At 65.0% G+C, this 14,780-nt stretch carries 12 protein-coding genes; 4 read left to right on the top strand and 8 right to left on the bottom strand.

Going from position 1 to position 14,780, the window contains the following annotated elements; all coding sequences use genetic code 11:
- Positions 1-1,410: an L-serine ammonia-lyase gene (locus QQS53_RS09150; protein WP_472775536.1), complete on the top strand. Its 1,410-nt coding sequence runs from the start codon at positions 1-3 to the stop codon at positions 1,408-1,410.
- A gap of 47 nt (positions 1,411-1,457) precedes the next feature.
- On the opposite strand, the gene QQS53_RS09145 is transcribed toward QQS53_RS09150, so the two are convergent.
- Entirely contained in the window at positions 1,458-3,476 is a 2,019-nt protein-coding gene (locus QQS53_RS09145) for a YhgE/Pip family protein (protein ID WP_472775535.1), read from the bottom strand.
- Positions 3,473-4,231, bottom strand: a complete 759-nt coding sequence (locus QQS53_RS09140) for a hypothetical protein (protein WP_472775534.1) — start codon at positions 4,229-4,231, stop codon at positions 3,473-3,475. The genes QQS53_RS09145 and QQS53_RS09140 overlap by 4 nt, the downstream gene beginning before the upstream one ends.
- A gap of 136 nt (positions 4,232-4,367) precedes the next feature.
- Here QQS53_RS09140 and QQS53_RS09135 point away from each other — a divergent pair, with 136 nt between their 5' ends.
- Positions 4,368-4,952 (top strand): TetR/AcrR family transcriptional regulator, encoded by a 585-nt coding sequence (locus QQS53_RS09135; protein WP_472775533.1) that lies wholly within the window; start codon positions 4,368-4,370, stop codon positions 4,950-4,952.
- On the opposite strand, the gene hisS is transcribed toward QQS53_RS09135, so the two are convergent.
- The 3 genes from hisS to tpx form a co-directional block, all read right to left on the bottom strand.
- A complete protein-coding gene (hisS, locus tag QQS53_RS09130) occupies positions 4,933-6,213 on the bottom strand; it encodes a histidine--tRNA ligase (RefSeq protein ID WP_472775532.1) in 1,281 nt (426 codons plus the stop codon). The genes QQS53_RS09135 and hisS overlap by 20 nt on opposite strands.
- Positions 6,214-6,219: 6 nt before the next feature.
- Positions 6,220-6,867 (bottom strand): MBL fold metallo-hydrolase, encoded by a 648-nt coding sequence (locus QQS53_RS09125; protein ID WP_472775531.1) that lies wholly within the window; start codon positions 6,865-6,867, stop codon positions 6,220-6,222.
- A gap of 178 nt (positions 6,868-7,045) precedes the next feature.
- The gene (tpx, locus tag QQS53_RS09120; protein WP_472775530.1) at positions 7,046-7,543 is read right to left on the bottom strand and encodes a thiol peroxidase; all 498 of its coding nucleotides are present in this window, start codon (positions 7,541-7,543) and stop codon (positions 7,046-7,048) included.
- Between the two features lie 190 nt (positions 7,544-7,733).
- Here tpx and QQS53_RS09115 point away from each other — a divergent pair, with 190 nt between their 5' ends.
- Positions 7,734-8,597 (top strand): peptidylprolyl isomerase, encoded by an 864-nt coding sequence (locus tag QQS53_RS09115; RefSeq protein WP_472775529.1) that lies wholly within the window; start codon positions 7,734-7,736, stop codon positions 8,595-8,597.
- A 341-nt stretch (positions 8,598-8,938) separates the two neighbouring features.
- On the top strand, positions 8,939-9,307 hold the full coding sequence (locus tag QQS53_RS09110; RefSeq protein WP_472775528.1) for a hypothetical protein: 369 nt from the start codon (positions 8,939-8,941) through the stop codon (positions 9,305-9,307).
- 135 nt (positions 9,308-9,442) lie between these two features.
- On the opposite strand, the gene QQS53_RS09105 is transcribed toward QQS53_RS09110, so the two are convergent.
- The 3 genes from QQS53_RS09105 to QQS53_RS09095 form a co-directional block, all read right to left on the bottom strand.
- Positions 9,443-9,997: a DUF421 domain-containing protein gene (locus QQS53_RS09105; protein WP_472775527.1), complete on the bottom strand. Its 555-nt coding sequence runs from the start codon at positions 9,995-9,997 to the stop codon at positions 9,443-9,445.
- Positions 9,998-10,146: 149 nt separating this feature from the next.
- Positions 10,147-12,231 (bottom strand): bifunctional metallophosphatase/5'-nucleotidase, encoded by a 2,085-nt coding sequence (locus QQS53_RS09100; RefSeq protein WP_472775526.1) that lies wholly within the window; start codon positions 12,229-12,231, stop codon positions 10,147-10,149.
- Positions 12,232-12,448: 217 nt separating this feature from the next.
- Positions 12,449-14,743: a RelA/SpoT family protein gene (locus QQS53_RS09095; RefSeq protein ID WP_472775525.1), complete on the bottom strand. Its 2,295-nt coding sequence runs from the start codon at positions 14,741-14,743 to the stop codon at positions 12,449-12,451.
- Positions 14,744-14,780 lie beyond the last annotated feature (37 nt).

Here is a 14,780-nt window from a genome sequence, read left to right as displayed (position 1 = left end):
ATGACAATTAGCGTCGTTGATATCTTCTCCATCGGGATCGGGCCGTCCTCGTCCCACACCGTCGGCCCCATGCGCGCCGCCAAGGCGTTCATCGATTCCCTGCCCCAGCTGCCCGCGCGGGTGCACACAGAGCTGCGCGGCTCCCTGGCGGCCACCGGCCGCGGGCACGCGACCGACCGCGCGGTCATCCTCGGCCTAGCCGGGTGGACCCCGCTGACGGTGCCGCTGGATGCCGAGCCGGACCCGTCCAGCCCCATCCCCTCCGAGGGCACCGTCACAGGGCCTGCGGGCAGCCTCGAGTTTGAGATTGGCTTCAACAACGAGCCGGTGCCGGAGCACCCGAACTGCCTCATCTTTAGCGCCTGGGACGGCGCGGGCAACGAGATCGCCACGGGTCAGGAATGGTTCTCCGTGGGCGGCGGATTCATCCTCTCCCGCGCGGAGCTGGAGGCCGAAAAGGAGGCCTCCAGCGAGGTGCCCGCGGGTGTCGCCGCGGCCGCTGTCGAGGACCAGGTCCCTTACCCGTTTACCTCCGGCGCGGAGCTGCTCGAGCTGTGCGAGGCCCACGACCTGCCGGTGTGGGAAATCGTCCTGGCCAACGAGGCCGTGCTCCACCGCAGCTCCGGCGGCGCGGACCACGTCCTGCGCCACCTGGACACCGTCTGGGACACCATGCGCGAGTGCGTGACCGAGGGCATTTCCACCAAGGGCACCCTGCCGGGTGGGCTGCGCGTGCCCCGGCGCGCCCCGCAGGTCTACCAGACCCTGCTGGAAAAGCAGGAGGACCCCTCCTGCGGCTTCTCCGCGATGGAGTGGACCAACCTCTACGCCTTGGCCGTCAACGAGCAGAACGCCGCCGGCGGCCGCGTCATCACCGCGCCCACCAACGGCGCCTGCGGGATCATCCCCGCCGTGCTGCACTACGCGCGCGACTTCATGGCCAACTTCACCCGCGAAGACGCCCGCCGCTACCTGCTGACCTCGGGGGCTATTGGCACCATCATCAAGGAAAACGCCTCCATCTCCGGCGCCGAGGTCGGCTGCCAGGGCGAGGTCGGCTCCGCCTCCGCTATGGCGGCGGCCGGTATGTGCGAGTTGCTGGGCGGAAGCGCGCGCCAGATCGAAAACGCCGCGGAGATCGCCCTCGAGCACAACCTCGGCCTGACCTGCGACCCGGTCGGCGGGCTCGTGCAGATCCCCTGCATCGAGCGCAACGCCATCGGCGCGGTCAAGTCCATCAACGCCGCCCGCATGGCCATGCTGGGCGAGGGCACGCACTACGTCTCCCTGGACAACGCCGTGCAGACCATGGCGGAAACCGGCCGGGACATGCTCTCCAAGTACAAGGAGACCTCCCTGGGTGGCCTGGCCAAGACCATGGGCTTTTCCGTCACCCAGGTCGAGTGCTAGCTGCCTAGTGCCCTAGCCGCCCGGAGGGCATTGCCACTCCGGCTTGCCTAGAGGGCCACCTCCGGGTGAAGGTCCTTCATGGCGATGTGGCGCCCGCGCCAGGCGCCCACCACGGCGATGGCCATGAAGATGACCAAGATTGCTGCTAGGGCCCCGATGGCCTGCTGCAGGCGCGGATCGGCGGCGTCGTAGTGGAAGATCATCTGCCGCAGGAGGTTCGTCGAGTACGTCATCGGGTCGTAGTTGTGGAACCACTGGAGGAAGGCCGGCTGGGTCTCCGGCGGGTACAGGCCGCCGGAGGAGACGATTTGCAGCGCCATTAGGCAAATACAGATCACCCGGCCGACGGTAGCGCCCAGCAGGGCGTTAATACCCAGCGCGATGGCCTGGAAGGTCACCGCGGTCAGGCACATGGCCAGCCACATACCGACCTCGTGGCTGGCGTTGAGGCCCAGCGCCAGCTTCTGCACCAAGAACATGACGGTGGCCTGGCCGATGCCCACGATGGACGCAGGCAGGTAGGAGGCCAGCACGACGCGCAGCGGGGACATGCCGGACTCGATGGCGCGGCGCTGCAGCGGGTGCAGCACCATGAAGGTGACCGTGGCACCCATGAACAGGCCCAGCGAGATGAAGATCGGGGCCAGGCCCTCGCCGAAGATGGCGAGGCTGTCGCCCTGCCGGTTCTGCTCCACCGGGTTCGACATCGCACCGGCGTAATCGGCGCGCTGGTCGTCGCCGTAGTGCGGCACCTTGCCGCCGGCCTCAGTAAGCTTCAGCGCGAGCGTGCCCGAGCCCTCGTCGAGCTGGACCAGCCCGTCGCTAAGCTGCTTCGCGCCGACCGAGAGCTGCTGCGAACCGTCTACCAGCTTGCTGGTGCCCTGGCTCAGGGTCTGGGTGCCGACCACCAGCTGGCTCGACCCATCGTTGAGCTTGTGCAGGCCCGTCGCCAGCTGCTGGGATCCGTCGGTGGCGCGCTGCATGCCCTGTGAGTACTCGCTGGCCGGATCGGTGAGCTGGCGGGCGATTTCCTGCGCGCCGCCGCTGAGCTTTTCCACATCCCCCAGCACCGGCGAATCCGGGCCGAGGGCCTGCGTGCGCACCTGCTCGATGACCCCGTCCAACTGGTTGGCCAGATCCTGGGCCGGCGGCAGCCCGGTGGCCCGCAGCTGGCTGGAGACGTTGACCAGGCCCGCCAGCAGCTGTGCCTGGGCGTCGGCGGCCTGGCCGACCATGCCAGTGATCTGATCCACGCCGCCGGAAACCTGGCTGGCGCCCTCGCCCAGGCGCTGCGTGGCGGAGTTGAGCTGACCCAGCCCGCCGGCCAGCTGGTCGGCCGCATTGCTTGCTGTGCCCAGGCCCTCGTCGAGCTCCTGGGCTCCAGACTCAAGCTTCTTCGCGCCCTCATCCGCACTCACAATGCCCTCGTGGAGTTCGCCCGCACCAGAGTCCAGCTTCTTCGACGCCTCAGCCGCACTACCGGCACCGTCGGAGAGCTCGTTCGCGCCGTCCGCGGCCTGGCCTACCCCGTCCCCGATGGTGTTGAAGCCGACCAGGAGGTTGTCGGTCACGCGGGTGCCCAGCTCCTCGTTGATCGTGCCCAGGACGGTGGAGACCACCTGGTTGCCCAGGGTCTGCGCGATCTGCCCGTTGTCGTTGTTAAAGGTAGCGTTCAGGCTCGCCCGCCGCGGGTTATCCCCACGCACGGACAGTACCGACTCGGAGAAGTCTTCCGGCAGTTCCATCGCGAAGTAGTACTCGCCGCTGCGAACCCCGTCGCGGGCGGTCTCCGCGTCCACCACGTCCAGGTTTATCTGATCCGACTCGACCAGCCGGTCGGTGATCTGCTGCCCCGCGTCCAGGTGCTCGCCGTCGGCGTCGGCGCCCTTGTCGGAATTCACAAAAGCGACCGGCAGCTCGTTGACCTTGCCGACCGGGTCCCAGTAGGACCAGACGAAAAGGCCGCCAAACAACAGCGGCAGCAGGATAATGACCACGAAGGCCAGCGGAGGCAGCTTGCCGTGGCCGAAGCGGCGGATTTCGGTACCTAGGTGTGTCAGGTTCATGCCTGCTCTCCTTCCGCGGCGCTCGGCCCCGCCTGGGACCCCGACAGGGCCATCCCCGGATCATGAATGCGGACTTCGTAGTCGGCGAGGCCGGAGGCGTCCGCGTTAGCGCTAATGCAGACCACGGGTAAGCGGTCTGCCAGGCGGCGCACGGTGGAAAGGAAGTCCTCGCGCAGGCGCCATGAGCGCAGCTGGTCCACGTCGTCGATGACCAGCGCCACCGCCTCGGGCCGGGCGATAAGAGCCAGTGCTACGCGCAGCTTGAGGCGGGTGAGCACGTCGAGGTCGCCCACCTTGGTCTTCCGGCAGGTCTCCTCGTCGAGGTCGATTTCCAGCGCATCAAAGGCGTCCTGGACGCGTTCGTCGGACATAATCTTTCGGGGCGTGAGCCGGTACCACAGGCTGGTCCAGGCCAGCTGCTCGCGCACCACGGCCCGCACTGGCACGAGGCGCTCCAGGCCATCGATCTCCGGGGTTCCGGCATAGGCGATGTCGGAAAACAGCCTGCGGGCGGGAAGCTCTGCCCCGGCGGCGTGCGCGCTACCCTCCTCGTGCTGCCCGGCTAGCGCCGGGGTCCAGCGCACCTCGCCGCCTTTCTTCTTCATCCGACCGGCAAGGGTCAGGCCTAGCACGGTGGCGGAGGCCTCCCGGCTGACGTGCAGCAGGTTCAGGCCTTCGACAAGGTGGAAGTCCGGTACCGCAAAGCCGGTGCTCAGCACCAGGTTTTCGGTGCTGCACAGGTAAGCTTGTGTCATGGTGGCGGTTACTCCAAAGTAGAACGCACCCTGCACGTAGGGCTTGGGCCCAAACCGGAGGGTGTACTATCATTTAACGTAAATATACTTAACCCTTGCCGCCAAGATTGTCAACTGATCTACGAAAGGAAGCTCCATGCGCGCCGATGCCGCCCGCCGCCGCCAAGCCATAATCGCTGCAGCCCTCGAGCTGTTCCGGGCTCATGGCAACACGGTCAGCCTGGAGAGGATCGCAAGCCACGCAGACGTCGGGATCGCCACGCTTTACCGCAATTTCCCCGACCGTCAATCACTCATTGACGAATGCATGAGCACTTTTGCCCAGCGCTTTATCGGAACTCAAAACACACTGCTGAACCGACTGGATTCAGACCCCGAGCGGGCCGAAGAGACCGTGCAAGAATACGCTCGACAATTGCTGTCACTAGATTTAAGCGTGCTCGCCCCGAGTTTTCTGCCCTCCAACTTGGAATCACTGCGCCCCGAGCAGAAAGCGGTGCAGCAAGAGCTGATGGACAATGGTGCTCGTTTCATAGAAAAGGCGCGCGCCCTAGGCCACATCGGGCCTGGGGTCACGCACCTGGAATTCACCATCGGACTACTGGCGCTTCAACGCCCCCGCGAGGTGAAGTTGGGCGAGGTGGAAAACGATCTCGACAACGCGATGATCCGCATCTATCTCGCCGGTATTCGGGTAGGAATTACACCCGGGAAGCAATAGTGTCCACGACCTGGCCGATAGACACCTCCTGTTGGTCGTGGGAAGCCAGGTCCTTGACCGCCACGGTGCCGGCAGCAAGCTCGTTTTCCCCCAGCACCAATGCCAAGCGGGCGCCGGCGCGATCCGCGCCCTTCATAGCCCCCTTCAGGCCGCGGTCACCGTAGGCCATGTCGGCGGATACGCCACGGGCCCGCAAATCATTGATCAGCCGCGCCATCTTCTGCTTGGCCTCGGCCCCCAGCGCGACGCCGTAGACGTCGACGCGACGCTCGGTGCCGGCGAGGGTAATACCTTCGGCCTCGAGTGCCAGCACCGCGCGGTCCACGCCCAGGCCGTAACCGATGCCCGACAGGTCCTGCCCACCCAGCTGGGCCATCAGCCCGTCGTAGCGCCCGCCGCCGCCGATGCCGGACTGGGCGCCCAGGCCGTCGTGGACGAACTCGAAGGTGGTCTTGGTGTAGTAGTCAAGGCCGCGCACCATCCGCGGGTTGATGGTGTATGGGACCTCCATGTCCTCGAGCAGGCCCGTGACGGTCTCGAAGTGCTCGCGGCACTCGTTGCTCAGGTAGTCCAGCATGAGCGGCGCATCCGCGGTGGCTTCCTGGATTTCCGGGCGCTTATCGTCCAGTACGCGCAGCGGGTTGATCTGCGCGCGGTGGCGGGTCTCTTCGTCCAGATCCAGCTTGAAGAGGAATTCCTGCAGCTTGTCGCGGTACTGCGGGCGGCAGGTGTGATCGCCCAGGCTGGTCAGTTCCAGCCGGAAGCCGCTGAGCCCCAGCGCGCGGTAGGAGCGGTCTGCCAGGGCGATGACCTCGGCGTCCAGGGCCGGGTCGTCCACGCCGATGGCTTCGACGCCGACCTGCTGCAGCTGGCGGTAGCGTCCGGCCTGCGGGCGCTCGTAGCGGAAGAAGGGGCCGTAGTAGTTCAGCTTGACCGGTAGCTGGCCGCGGTCCAGGTTGTGCTGGATCACCGAGCGCATCACGCCGGCGGTACCCTCCGGGCGCAGGGTCACCGAGCGGTCGCCGCGATCGGCAAACGTGTACATCTCCTTGGAGACCACATCGGTCGACTCGCCCACGCCGCGGGCGAACAGGGAGGTGTCTTCGAAGACGGGCAGCTCAATGTGCTGGAAACCGGCCAGATGGGCCTGCTCGACCATGGTCTGGCGGACCTTGTAGAAGGTGGCGGACTCCGGCGGCAGGTAGTCCGGCACCCCCTTCGGGGCGGACAGGGGCTTAAACTGCTTCTTCTTGTCACTCACGCTCATCTACATTACCCGCCCGACCTTGAGCAAAAAGGGATTGGCCCCCCGCTCCTGCCGCATGGTGGAGGTCATCCCATGGCCCGGCAGGACCGCCAGGTTATCGGCCAGGCTCCACACCGGCCCGCGCAGGGAGGCATCCATGGCCGCCGGATCCGAATGCGGCAGGTCCGTGCGCCCGATGGAACCACGGAAGAGCACGTCGCCGGTAAACGCCACGTCCTCGTTGACCAGCAGGACGCTGCCCGGCGAGTGCCCCGGCGCGTGGTGGATGGCAAACTTCAAGCCGATCAGCTCGAGGTCTTCCCCGTCGCGAAGGTGGCGCACCTCAGCAATCGGGACCATGTGGGCGGCGTCAAAAAGCACCTTGGATTCTTCGGAAACACCCGAGCCGTCTTCCAGCATGAACTCGTCTTCCGCGTGGATATAGACCGGGCAGTTGTGCTTTTGGGCCAGGTCCCCGGCGTTGCGCGTGTGGTCAATGTGCCCGTGGGTTAGCACCACCGCCTCCAGGGTGACCTGGTGTTCGTTGAGCAATCCTTCCACGCGATCAAGGGCGTGCATACCGGGGTCGATGACGAAAGCCTTGTCCTCGTGCGTGACAAGGTAGCAATTCGTCTTGTAGGGACCCGCGGTGAAACCGTAATACTGCATGACTCCCAGAATAGTGACTCGGCCCCGCAGCGACCACGCGAGTCGTCCTCCCCTGCCAGCCGCCGCGGCCCAATTAACAGCAACCTCTCGCGGAATTGAACAACAACCTCGCGGACCGCCATAAGAAAAACCGCCGTCCCGCAGAGTGCGGGGCGGCGGCAGAACGCGCAAGCGCGGACTACTTCAGGGCAGCCAGGGCGGCGTCGTAGTCGGGCTCGGTGGTGATCTCGTCCACCAGCTCGGTGTAGACGACCTTGTGGTCGGCGTCAGTGACGACCACGGAGCGCGACAGCAGGCCCTTGAGCGGGGAGCCTTCCAGGGTGACGCCGAACTTCTCGCCGAAATCGGTGCGGAAGTCGGAGCCGCTGACGACGTTGTCGATGCCCTCGGTGGAGCAGAACCGTGCCTGCGCGAAGGGCAGGTCGCGGGAGACGGACAGCACCACGGTGTTGTCCAAGCCGGCGGCCTTCTCGTTGAAGTTACGCAGCTGGGCCGCGCAGACGTCGGTATCCAGAGACGGGAAGATGGAGATAACCAGGCGCTTGCCGGCGAAGTCCTGCGCGGTAATTTCCTTCAGATCGGTACCGACCAGGGTGAAGTCCGGAATCTGCTCGCCTACTGCGGGCAGCTCACCAGTGGTCGTCGTTGCATTTCCATCAAAGTTAACGTTTGCCATGGCCCCGAGGATACCCACACTCCCCTATGCCTGCCACGGCCCTGCTAAAGCCACACAGTCTCCGGCCTAATCCCCCACTTAAGCCAGGCGACGCGATAGGATTGTGTGCCAGTTGGTTCGGGCCGCGCCCAAAGCGTCCCGGACCGGAAGACGTGTTCATTCTGCCTACTGTGTAACGAGGAAAACTACAGTGCCTGATAACAAGAAGCGCAGCGAGGAGGCCTTGGCCAACCTCAACCGTGAGCTCAAGTCCCGCGAGCGCAAGACCAAAACCCGCCCCGTGGGCGTGGCTTTGATCGCCCTGCTCGCCATCGTCGCCCTCGTGGGCGGCGTCTGGTTCATGGCTTCGCGCGATAGCTCCGACGAGGAAATCACCGCGGAGGACCAGAACACTACTGAGACCACCGAGTCCGAAGAGCAGCCGGAGGCCGTTGCCCTGACCGGCAAGCGCGCCGAGGCACTCCCGGAGACCGTCACCTGTGAGTACCCGGCCACGGAGGGCCAGGACTCCAACGGCGCCACCGTCCCGAACGGCGACGACATCTCCACCAAGGGCACCGTGAAGGTGAACTTCGCTACCAACCAGGGCGACATGGAAATGGAGTTCGATCGCTCCGTGGCTCCCTGTACCGTCAACGCCATCACCCACCTGGCCGATGAGGGCTACTACGACGGCAGCGTCTGCCACCGCATGACCTCCGGCGGCCTGAACGTCCTGCAGTGCGGCGACCCGACCGGCACCGGCTCCGGCGGCCCGGGCTTCAGCTTCGCCAACGAGTACCCGACTGAGAAGGACGCTGAGGCCGGCCAGCCGGTGACCTACCCGAAGGGCTCCATCGCCATGGCTAACTCCGGTAAGGACACCAACGGCTCCCAGTTCTTCGTCAACTACGCCGACTCGCAGCTGGCACCGGACTACACCTACTTCGGCAAGCTGACCGAGAAGGGCCAGGAAACCCTCGACAAGATCGCTGAGAAGGGCGTCGAAGGCGGCCAGCCGGACGGCAAGCCCGCCGAAGAGGTCAAGATCGACAAGGTCTCCGTCGAGTCCTAACCCGTAACCAGAAACCGCCAGCCACGGCGAAGTTCTCAACGCCAAGCCCCGGCACCGCGCAACCTGCGCTCCGTGCCGGGGCTTCGCCATATCCGCCCTACCCCCGTAGAGCATCCCCCATGAGACCCACCAACTTAGGTAACCCACACTCAGCAGTTTCTTACCTTCAATTAAGGTATTACCAGTTAACCCGCTGTTTACCTGCGATTCTATATTCACCAAGAACTTTACGATTGCGGCTCCGATTGGCAGTTTCCTTAAACAGGTCTTGCAAACCCCTGCCTGTATCGCTACTATTTGTAGCGTCTGCAAGTACTCCACGGAATCTAAGGATTTTGATAATGAAGCTTTTCTCCCGTAAGTCCCTGGTTGCTGGCGCAACCGCCATCGCCGTGTCCTTCGCTGGCGTCAACGTTGCCAACGCTGAAGATGGCGCCTCCCAGCCTGCCGGCTCCGTCGAGGCCTCGGCTAACAAAGACGAAAAGAAGCAGGACGAGGGCGACAAGGGCCAGGACAACAAGAACGATAACGAAAACTCCGGTTCCTCCATCTCCGACCTGTCCTCCAGCAAGGGCAAGGACGGCGAGAAGAAGGAAGTGGATCCGGACGAGATCAAGGCTTGGATCGGCGTCGTCAGCGCTGTCATCGGCGTGCTGGGCTCCATCTTCGCTTTCGTCAACAAGTACATCGACATCCCGGGCCAGAAGTAAGCCGGAGTCGCACTAGCTGCTAGCTAGCACGCTTAATACCCCGTGGGTTTATCCACGGGGTATTTTTTATGCCTTGGCTTGGGGCTGGGTTTATGTGTCCGTGCGGTTTTCCGCTTTCCTGTACCCCTTCGTGCTCTATTCTTGGCCGAGTCCTTTGACGTCTCGGAAGACGTCTGGGTCCATGGTCTTGCCTTCTTGAATGACGGCTATTTGGCCGGTGGGCTCTAGGATCATGGCTTGGACTTCTTGCTTGCTGCCGAGGCCGGCTTTACGGATGGCCGAATAGATGTCGGTGTCGCTGACGTGGGCGAAGTCGGCGTTGGCCTCGATTTTCTCCCCGTGGTGCATGATGAGGATGGGAATACGGTCGATGAACCGGGACCAGCCCACGGCGTTGCGCAGGACGCCAAAGGCGGCCTCCAGCCCCATGAGAGTGGCGAGTCCTAGGACGCCGGCGGCCAGTGACGGGGGCACGCCTACGATGACGCGGCCGGCAACGGCGCCGAACATGATGATAATGACGGCATCGGAAGCGGTCATGGAGGTCAGCACGCGGGATCCGAAGACCTTCACCAAGAGCATAAATGCTAGGTATATGCCGATCGACGCCAAGATGACGATCGGGATACGGTGCCACTCCAGCCCCAGCTGGTAGTAGGCCTCATCCAGAAGAATTTGCTGCCAACTCACACGCCCTAGTTTAGTCGGTGGTATGTACGGGTGGAGCGAGCCCGGTGAGTTGGCCCTTGGGGGCGGTAATACGGAGCGAGGCCCGGGGGTCTACCCCAGGGCCTCGGTGTTTTTGGTTGCGCTAGTGTTTCAGCTGCGCGGTGTTGGGCTTAGAGGCCGAACTGCTTGCGCAGGTCCTCAATCATCTTGCGGACCGGGGCCGGCAGCGTGATGATGCCGGTGCCGACCGCGCCCATCAGGCCGGCGACGAGAGCGGCGATTACGCCGGCGCCAATGCCCACCGAGGACAGTAGCGAATCACTGGAGCCGGAGCTCAGGCTGGAGGAGGAGCTCTGGCTAGAGCCGTTGTCGTCGGTGTCGTCGTCGTTGTCATCGCCGCCGTTGCCGTCGGCGGCGGCCACGGTGACCGGGATGATGACCTCGGTGCCCTGGTCGGTGGTGACCTTGAGCTCCTGCTCGCCGGAGAGGTCCTCCGGGACGGTCAGCTCGACGGTGGCGCGGCCGCGCTCACCCATCTGGTCGTCGCCGTCCTGGCGGGCGTTGTCGATCTCGGCCTCGACGGTTGCCTCACCCAGGGAGACGGTAGCGGTCTGGGCCATCGGCTCGCCCTCGCTGGTGTAGTTGAGGGAGGAAAGCTCCACGGTCAGCTTCTCCCCGGCCTTCGGCTCGCCGGACAGGTGCACGCCGACCTGGCCCTGGCCGGTACGCACGTCGGCCTCGCCGCTGGCGATGTAATCGATCATCGCCTGGGTGTCCATGTATCCCACGTCCACGATGTCCTTGACCTGGTCCTCTTTGAAGAAGCCGTCACCGCCGCCGGCCAGGAAGGTCGACAGCGCCACGGTGTAATTCTTCTCCCGGTCGAGCGGCTCGCCGTTGATGATGACCGACTGGACGCGCTGGCCCTGCTCCGCCTGCGGGTCGTAGGCCACGGAGACGTTCTCCGACAGGCCCAGCGCCAGGCGCGGGCGGGAGTTGCCCGGCTGCCACTGGTTCTCCAGGGCGTCGACCAGGTCCTGGCCGGTAATGGTGCCGTAGGCAATGGAGTTGCCAAACGGCTGGACCTCGAAGATGTCCTGGTAGGTCACGGTGCCGCCCTTGAGGTCGGCGCGCACGCCGCCGGCGTTCATCAGGCCCAGATCGATGTCCTTGTCAACCTGCTTGGACATGCTCACGCGCTGGCCCTCAGCGATGAAGTTGTTCAGAGTGGACTCGACGCCGCGGTTGGATCCCGGCTCCTTGCCCTCATCGGAGCCGCGGAACATGGCCTGCGGGGTCTCGCCGGCTTCCTCGGCGCCCTTCTCCGCGGCCTTGTCCTTGGCCTCCGCCACCAAGCCCGCGATCTCCGCGTTCGGCTCCAGGGCCGCTGCATCCGAGTAGTCGTACTGAGTCAGCTCCACGTCGGTGAGCTCCCCGGCGGTCTTGTCGTAGGTGAAGTCCACGTCGTTGAGCACCTTGCCGTACTCGTGGCCCTGGGCCCAGTGCAGCGGCAGTGCGCCTTCGCGCTCGACGGTGCCCTGGGAACGCACGTGGGAGTCACCGCCGAAGAGGACGTCCACGTCGTTGTTGAAGCCCTCGGCGTACTGCTCCGCGTCCTCGTGCATCAGCGCCACGACGATGTCGGCCTCGCCGGACTCCTTCAGGCGGGTGGCCTCCTTGTTGGTGGCCTCCACCGGGTCGGAGAAGGTGATGCCCTCGATGGCGCTCGGCGCGACCTTCTCGGCGGTCAGCTGGGTCACGGTGCCCACGTAGCCGACCTTGACGCCGTCGATCTCAGACACGTGGGAGGCTTCCATCGCCGGCTCGCCATTCTTGAGGACGTTGGCGCCCAGCACCGGGTAGTCGGACTTCGGGATGATGCGGTCGGTCAGGTCGTCAAAGCCCTGGTCGAACTCGTGGTTACCCACGGCGCTGGCCTCCACGCCCATGGCGTTGAGGACCTGCAGGGTGTACTCGTCATCGGTGATGGCGGAGACGAACGCGGAGCCGCCGACGTTATCGCCCGAAGTGGTCAGGTCGTAGTCCTGGTCCTGGTTGACCTGCTCGACCAGGCTCATCAGCTTGGCCGCACCGAGTTCCGGATCGGCTTCTTCCAGGTGGCCGTGGAAGTCGGTGAAGTTAGACACCGAGAAGCTGACCTTGTCCTCGGCGAAGGCGGCCGGAGCGCCCTGGAGGGCGACGGCGGTGACGGTGGTTGCCGCCACGAGGCGGCCAATGCGACGGAAGTTACTCATGGGAGTTCTCCTGCGAGACTTGGGAAAAGGGACTAGAGACAAGTCCTTTATAAACCCGTGACCGCGCCGGCGCAGCGCGCGCGAAGTTAGGTCCCCGCTTCCCCTGCGGTGTTAACCTCGCCGCGGCGCAGAGTTCACCTGCCAGTCACCGGGCGGGGGCAGTGCGCTCTCCCCTGTCGCTATTTCTCCGGCCGCTGGCCCCGCGGTGCGCGCGGGGTTAGGCGGTGACGCGGTAGACGTCGAAAACACCCTCGGTGTTGCGCAGCGTGGTCATCAGCTGGCCCAGCTGCTTGGTGTCGGAGACCGAGAAGGTGAACTTCAGTGTCGCGATGTGATCGTCGCCGCGGTTCGAGGTCATCGACAGCACGTTCAGGTTCTGATCGCTAAAGATCCGCGTGATTTCGAACAGCAGGCCCTGGCGGTCCAGCGCCTCCAGCTGCAGGGTGGCGGCAAAAGCGCCCGAGGCGGAATTGCCGGTCGCCCAGGACACGTCCATCATGCGCTCCGGCTGGCTGCGCAACTTTTCCGCGTTGGTGCAGTCCACGCGGTGCACGGAGACCCCGCCGCCGCGGGTGACGAAGCCGAAGATCTCGTCGCCCGGCACCGGCTGGCAGCACTTGGCCATCTTGGCCATCACGTCCGGGCTGCCTTCCACCAGGATGCCGGTGCCCGAGGAGGAATCCTCCGTCTCCTTGGTGCGGGAATTTTCCAGCGCCGACAGCGGGGTGCGGTCCGCCAGGGCCTCGACCGCGTCGTCCCGGTCGCCAAACAGGGAGGTCAGCTGGTTGGCCACGTGCTGGGCGGAGACATTGCCCGAGCCGATGGCCGTGTAGAGCGAATCCACGTCCGGGTAGTGCAGCTGCTTGGCCACCTGCTTCATCGAGCTGGCCGTAAACAGCCGGTAGAGCGGCAGGCCGCCGCGCTGGACCTCCGTGGCCAGGGCGTCGCGGCCGGCTTCGAGGTGCTCTTCTCGGCGCTCCTTGGCGAACCACTGGCGCACCTTCGCCTTCGCGCGCGGCGAGACCAAAAACTCCTGCCAGTCGCGCGACGGGCCGGCGTTGGCGTCCTTGGAGGTAAAGATCTCAACCTTGTCGCCGGATTTCAGCGTCGACTCCAGTGCCACCAGCTTGCCGTTGACCTTCGCCCCGATACAGCGGTGACCGACTTCAGTGTGCACCGCGTAGGCGAAGTCGACCGGCGTGGACCCGGCCGGCAGGTTGATGACATCCCCCTTCGGGGTGAACGCGAAGATCTGCTTGGCGGACAGGTCGTAGCGCAGGGAGTCCAGGAAGTCGTTCGGATCGGCGGCTTCCTTCTGCCAATCGAGCAGCTGGCGCATCCACGCCATCTGGTCGACCTCTTCCTGGTGGCCCGAGTTTTTACCCTTGGTCTCCTTGTAGCGCCAGTGCGCGGCCACGCCGAACTCGGCGTTGTAGTGCATCTCGTGCGTGCGCACCTGCACCTCCAGCGAGGAGCCGCCGTCGGCCAGCACCGTGGTGTGCAGCGACTGGTAGACGCCGAAGCGCGGCGAGGAAATATAGTCCTTGAACCGGCCCGGCAGCGCCGAGTAGAGGGCGTGGACCACGCCGATGGCGGCGTAACAGCTGTTGATGTCCTCGACCAGGATGCGGATACCCACCAGGTCGAAGATCTCGTCGAAGTCGCGGCCACGCACGATCATCTTCTGGTAGATGGACCAGTAGTGCTTCGGCCGGCCCATCACCTCAGCCTGGATGCCGTTCTCCTTCAGCGCGGCGCCGACCTCTTCCTTGATCTGCTTCAGCGCGCGGTCGCGCGACGGGGCGCGGGCGGCCACCATGCGCACGATCTCGTCGTACTTCTTCGGGTACAGGATGGCAAACGCCAGGTCCTCGAGCTCCCACTTAACGCTCGCCATGCCCAGGCGGTGCGCCAGCGGGGCGATGACGTCGAGGGTCTGGCGGGCCTTCTTCGCCTGCTTCTCCGGCGGCAGGAAGCGCATGGTGCGCATGTTGTGCAGACGGTCGGCGACCTTGATGACCAGCACGCGCGGGTCCTGGGCCATGGCCACGATCATCTTGCGGATGGTCTCCGCCTCAGCGGCGGCGCCCAGCGCGACCTTGTCCAGCTTCGTCACGCCGTCGACGAGCCGGGCGACCTCGGGGCCGAAATCACCGGTCAGGTCCTCGAGGGAATAGTCCGTGTCCTCCACCGTGTCGTGCAGGAGAGCGGCGGCCACCGTGGTGGTGTCCATGCCAATCTCCGCGGCGATGGTAGCCACCGCCAGCGGGTGCGTAATATACGGGTCCCCCGACTTGCGCATCACGCCCTCGTGCAGGCGCTCGGCGGTTTCGTAGGCGTTGTTCAGCAGCTCCACGTCTGCCCGCGGATGGAACTCGCGGTGGATGGACAGCAAAGGCTCCAAGACGGGATTCACCTTGGTCCGCCCACCCGTCAGGGAACGAGCCAGGCGGGCGGACATGCTGCGCATACTCGACCCAGCGGGGCGTTTCGCCGGTTTATCGTGAGTCATTACGCGCCCCTTTCCGAACTAAACTACTAATTAGTTC

This window comes from Corynebacterium sp. 2571A, from assembly GCF_055700935.1.
Note: the sequence above shows the minus strand (reverse complement) of the source record. Positions and strands in the feature narration are given on the sequence as shown.

What these genes read in the sequence shown, in the direction of transcription:
- QQS53_RS09150 (WP_472775536.1), top strand. Translation starts at nt 1, where the DNA reads ATGACAATTAGCGTCGTTGATATCTTCTCCATCGGGATCGGGCCGTCC.
- QQS53_RS09145 (WP_472775535.1), bottom strand. Translation starts at nt 3,476, where the DNA reads ATGAACCTGACACACCTAGGTACCGAAATCCGCCGCTTCGGCCACGGC.
- QQS53_RS09140 (WP_472775534.1), bottom strand. Translation starts at nt 4,231, where the DNA reads ATGACACAAGCTTACCTGTGCAGCACCGAAAACCTGGTGCTGAGCACC.
- QQS53_RS09135 (WP_472775533.1), top strand. Translation starts at nt 4,368, where the DNA reads ATGCGCGCCGATGCCGCCCGCCGCCGCCAAGCCATAATCGCTGCAGCC.
- QQS53_RS09125 (WP_472775531.1), bottom strand. Translation starts at nt 6,867, where the DNA reads ATGCAGTATTACGGTTTCACCGCGGGTCCCTACAAGACGAATTGCTAC.
- tpx (WP_472775530.1), bottom strand. Translation starts at nt 7,543, where the DNA reads ATGGCAAACGTTAACTTTGATGGAAATGCAACGACGACCACTGGTGAG.
- QQS53_RS09110 (WP_472775528.1), top strand. Translation starts at nt 8,939, where the DNA reads ATGAAGCTTTTCTCCCGTAAGTCCCTGGTTGCTGGCGCAACCGCCATC.
- QQS53_RS09100 (WP_472775526.1), bottom strand. Translation starts at nt 12,231, where the DNA reads ATGAGTAACTTCCGTCGCATTGGCCGCCTCGTGGCGGCAACCACCGTC.
- QQS53_RS09095 (WP_472775525.1), bottom strand. Translation starts at nt 14,743, where the DNA reads ATGACTCACGATAAACCGGCGAAACGCCCCGCTGGGTCGAGTATGCGC.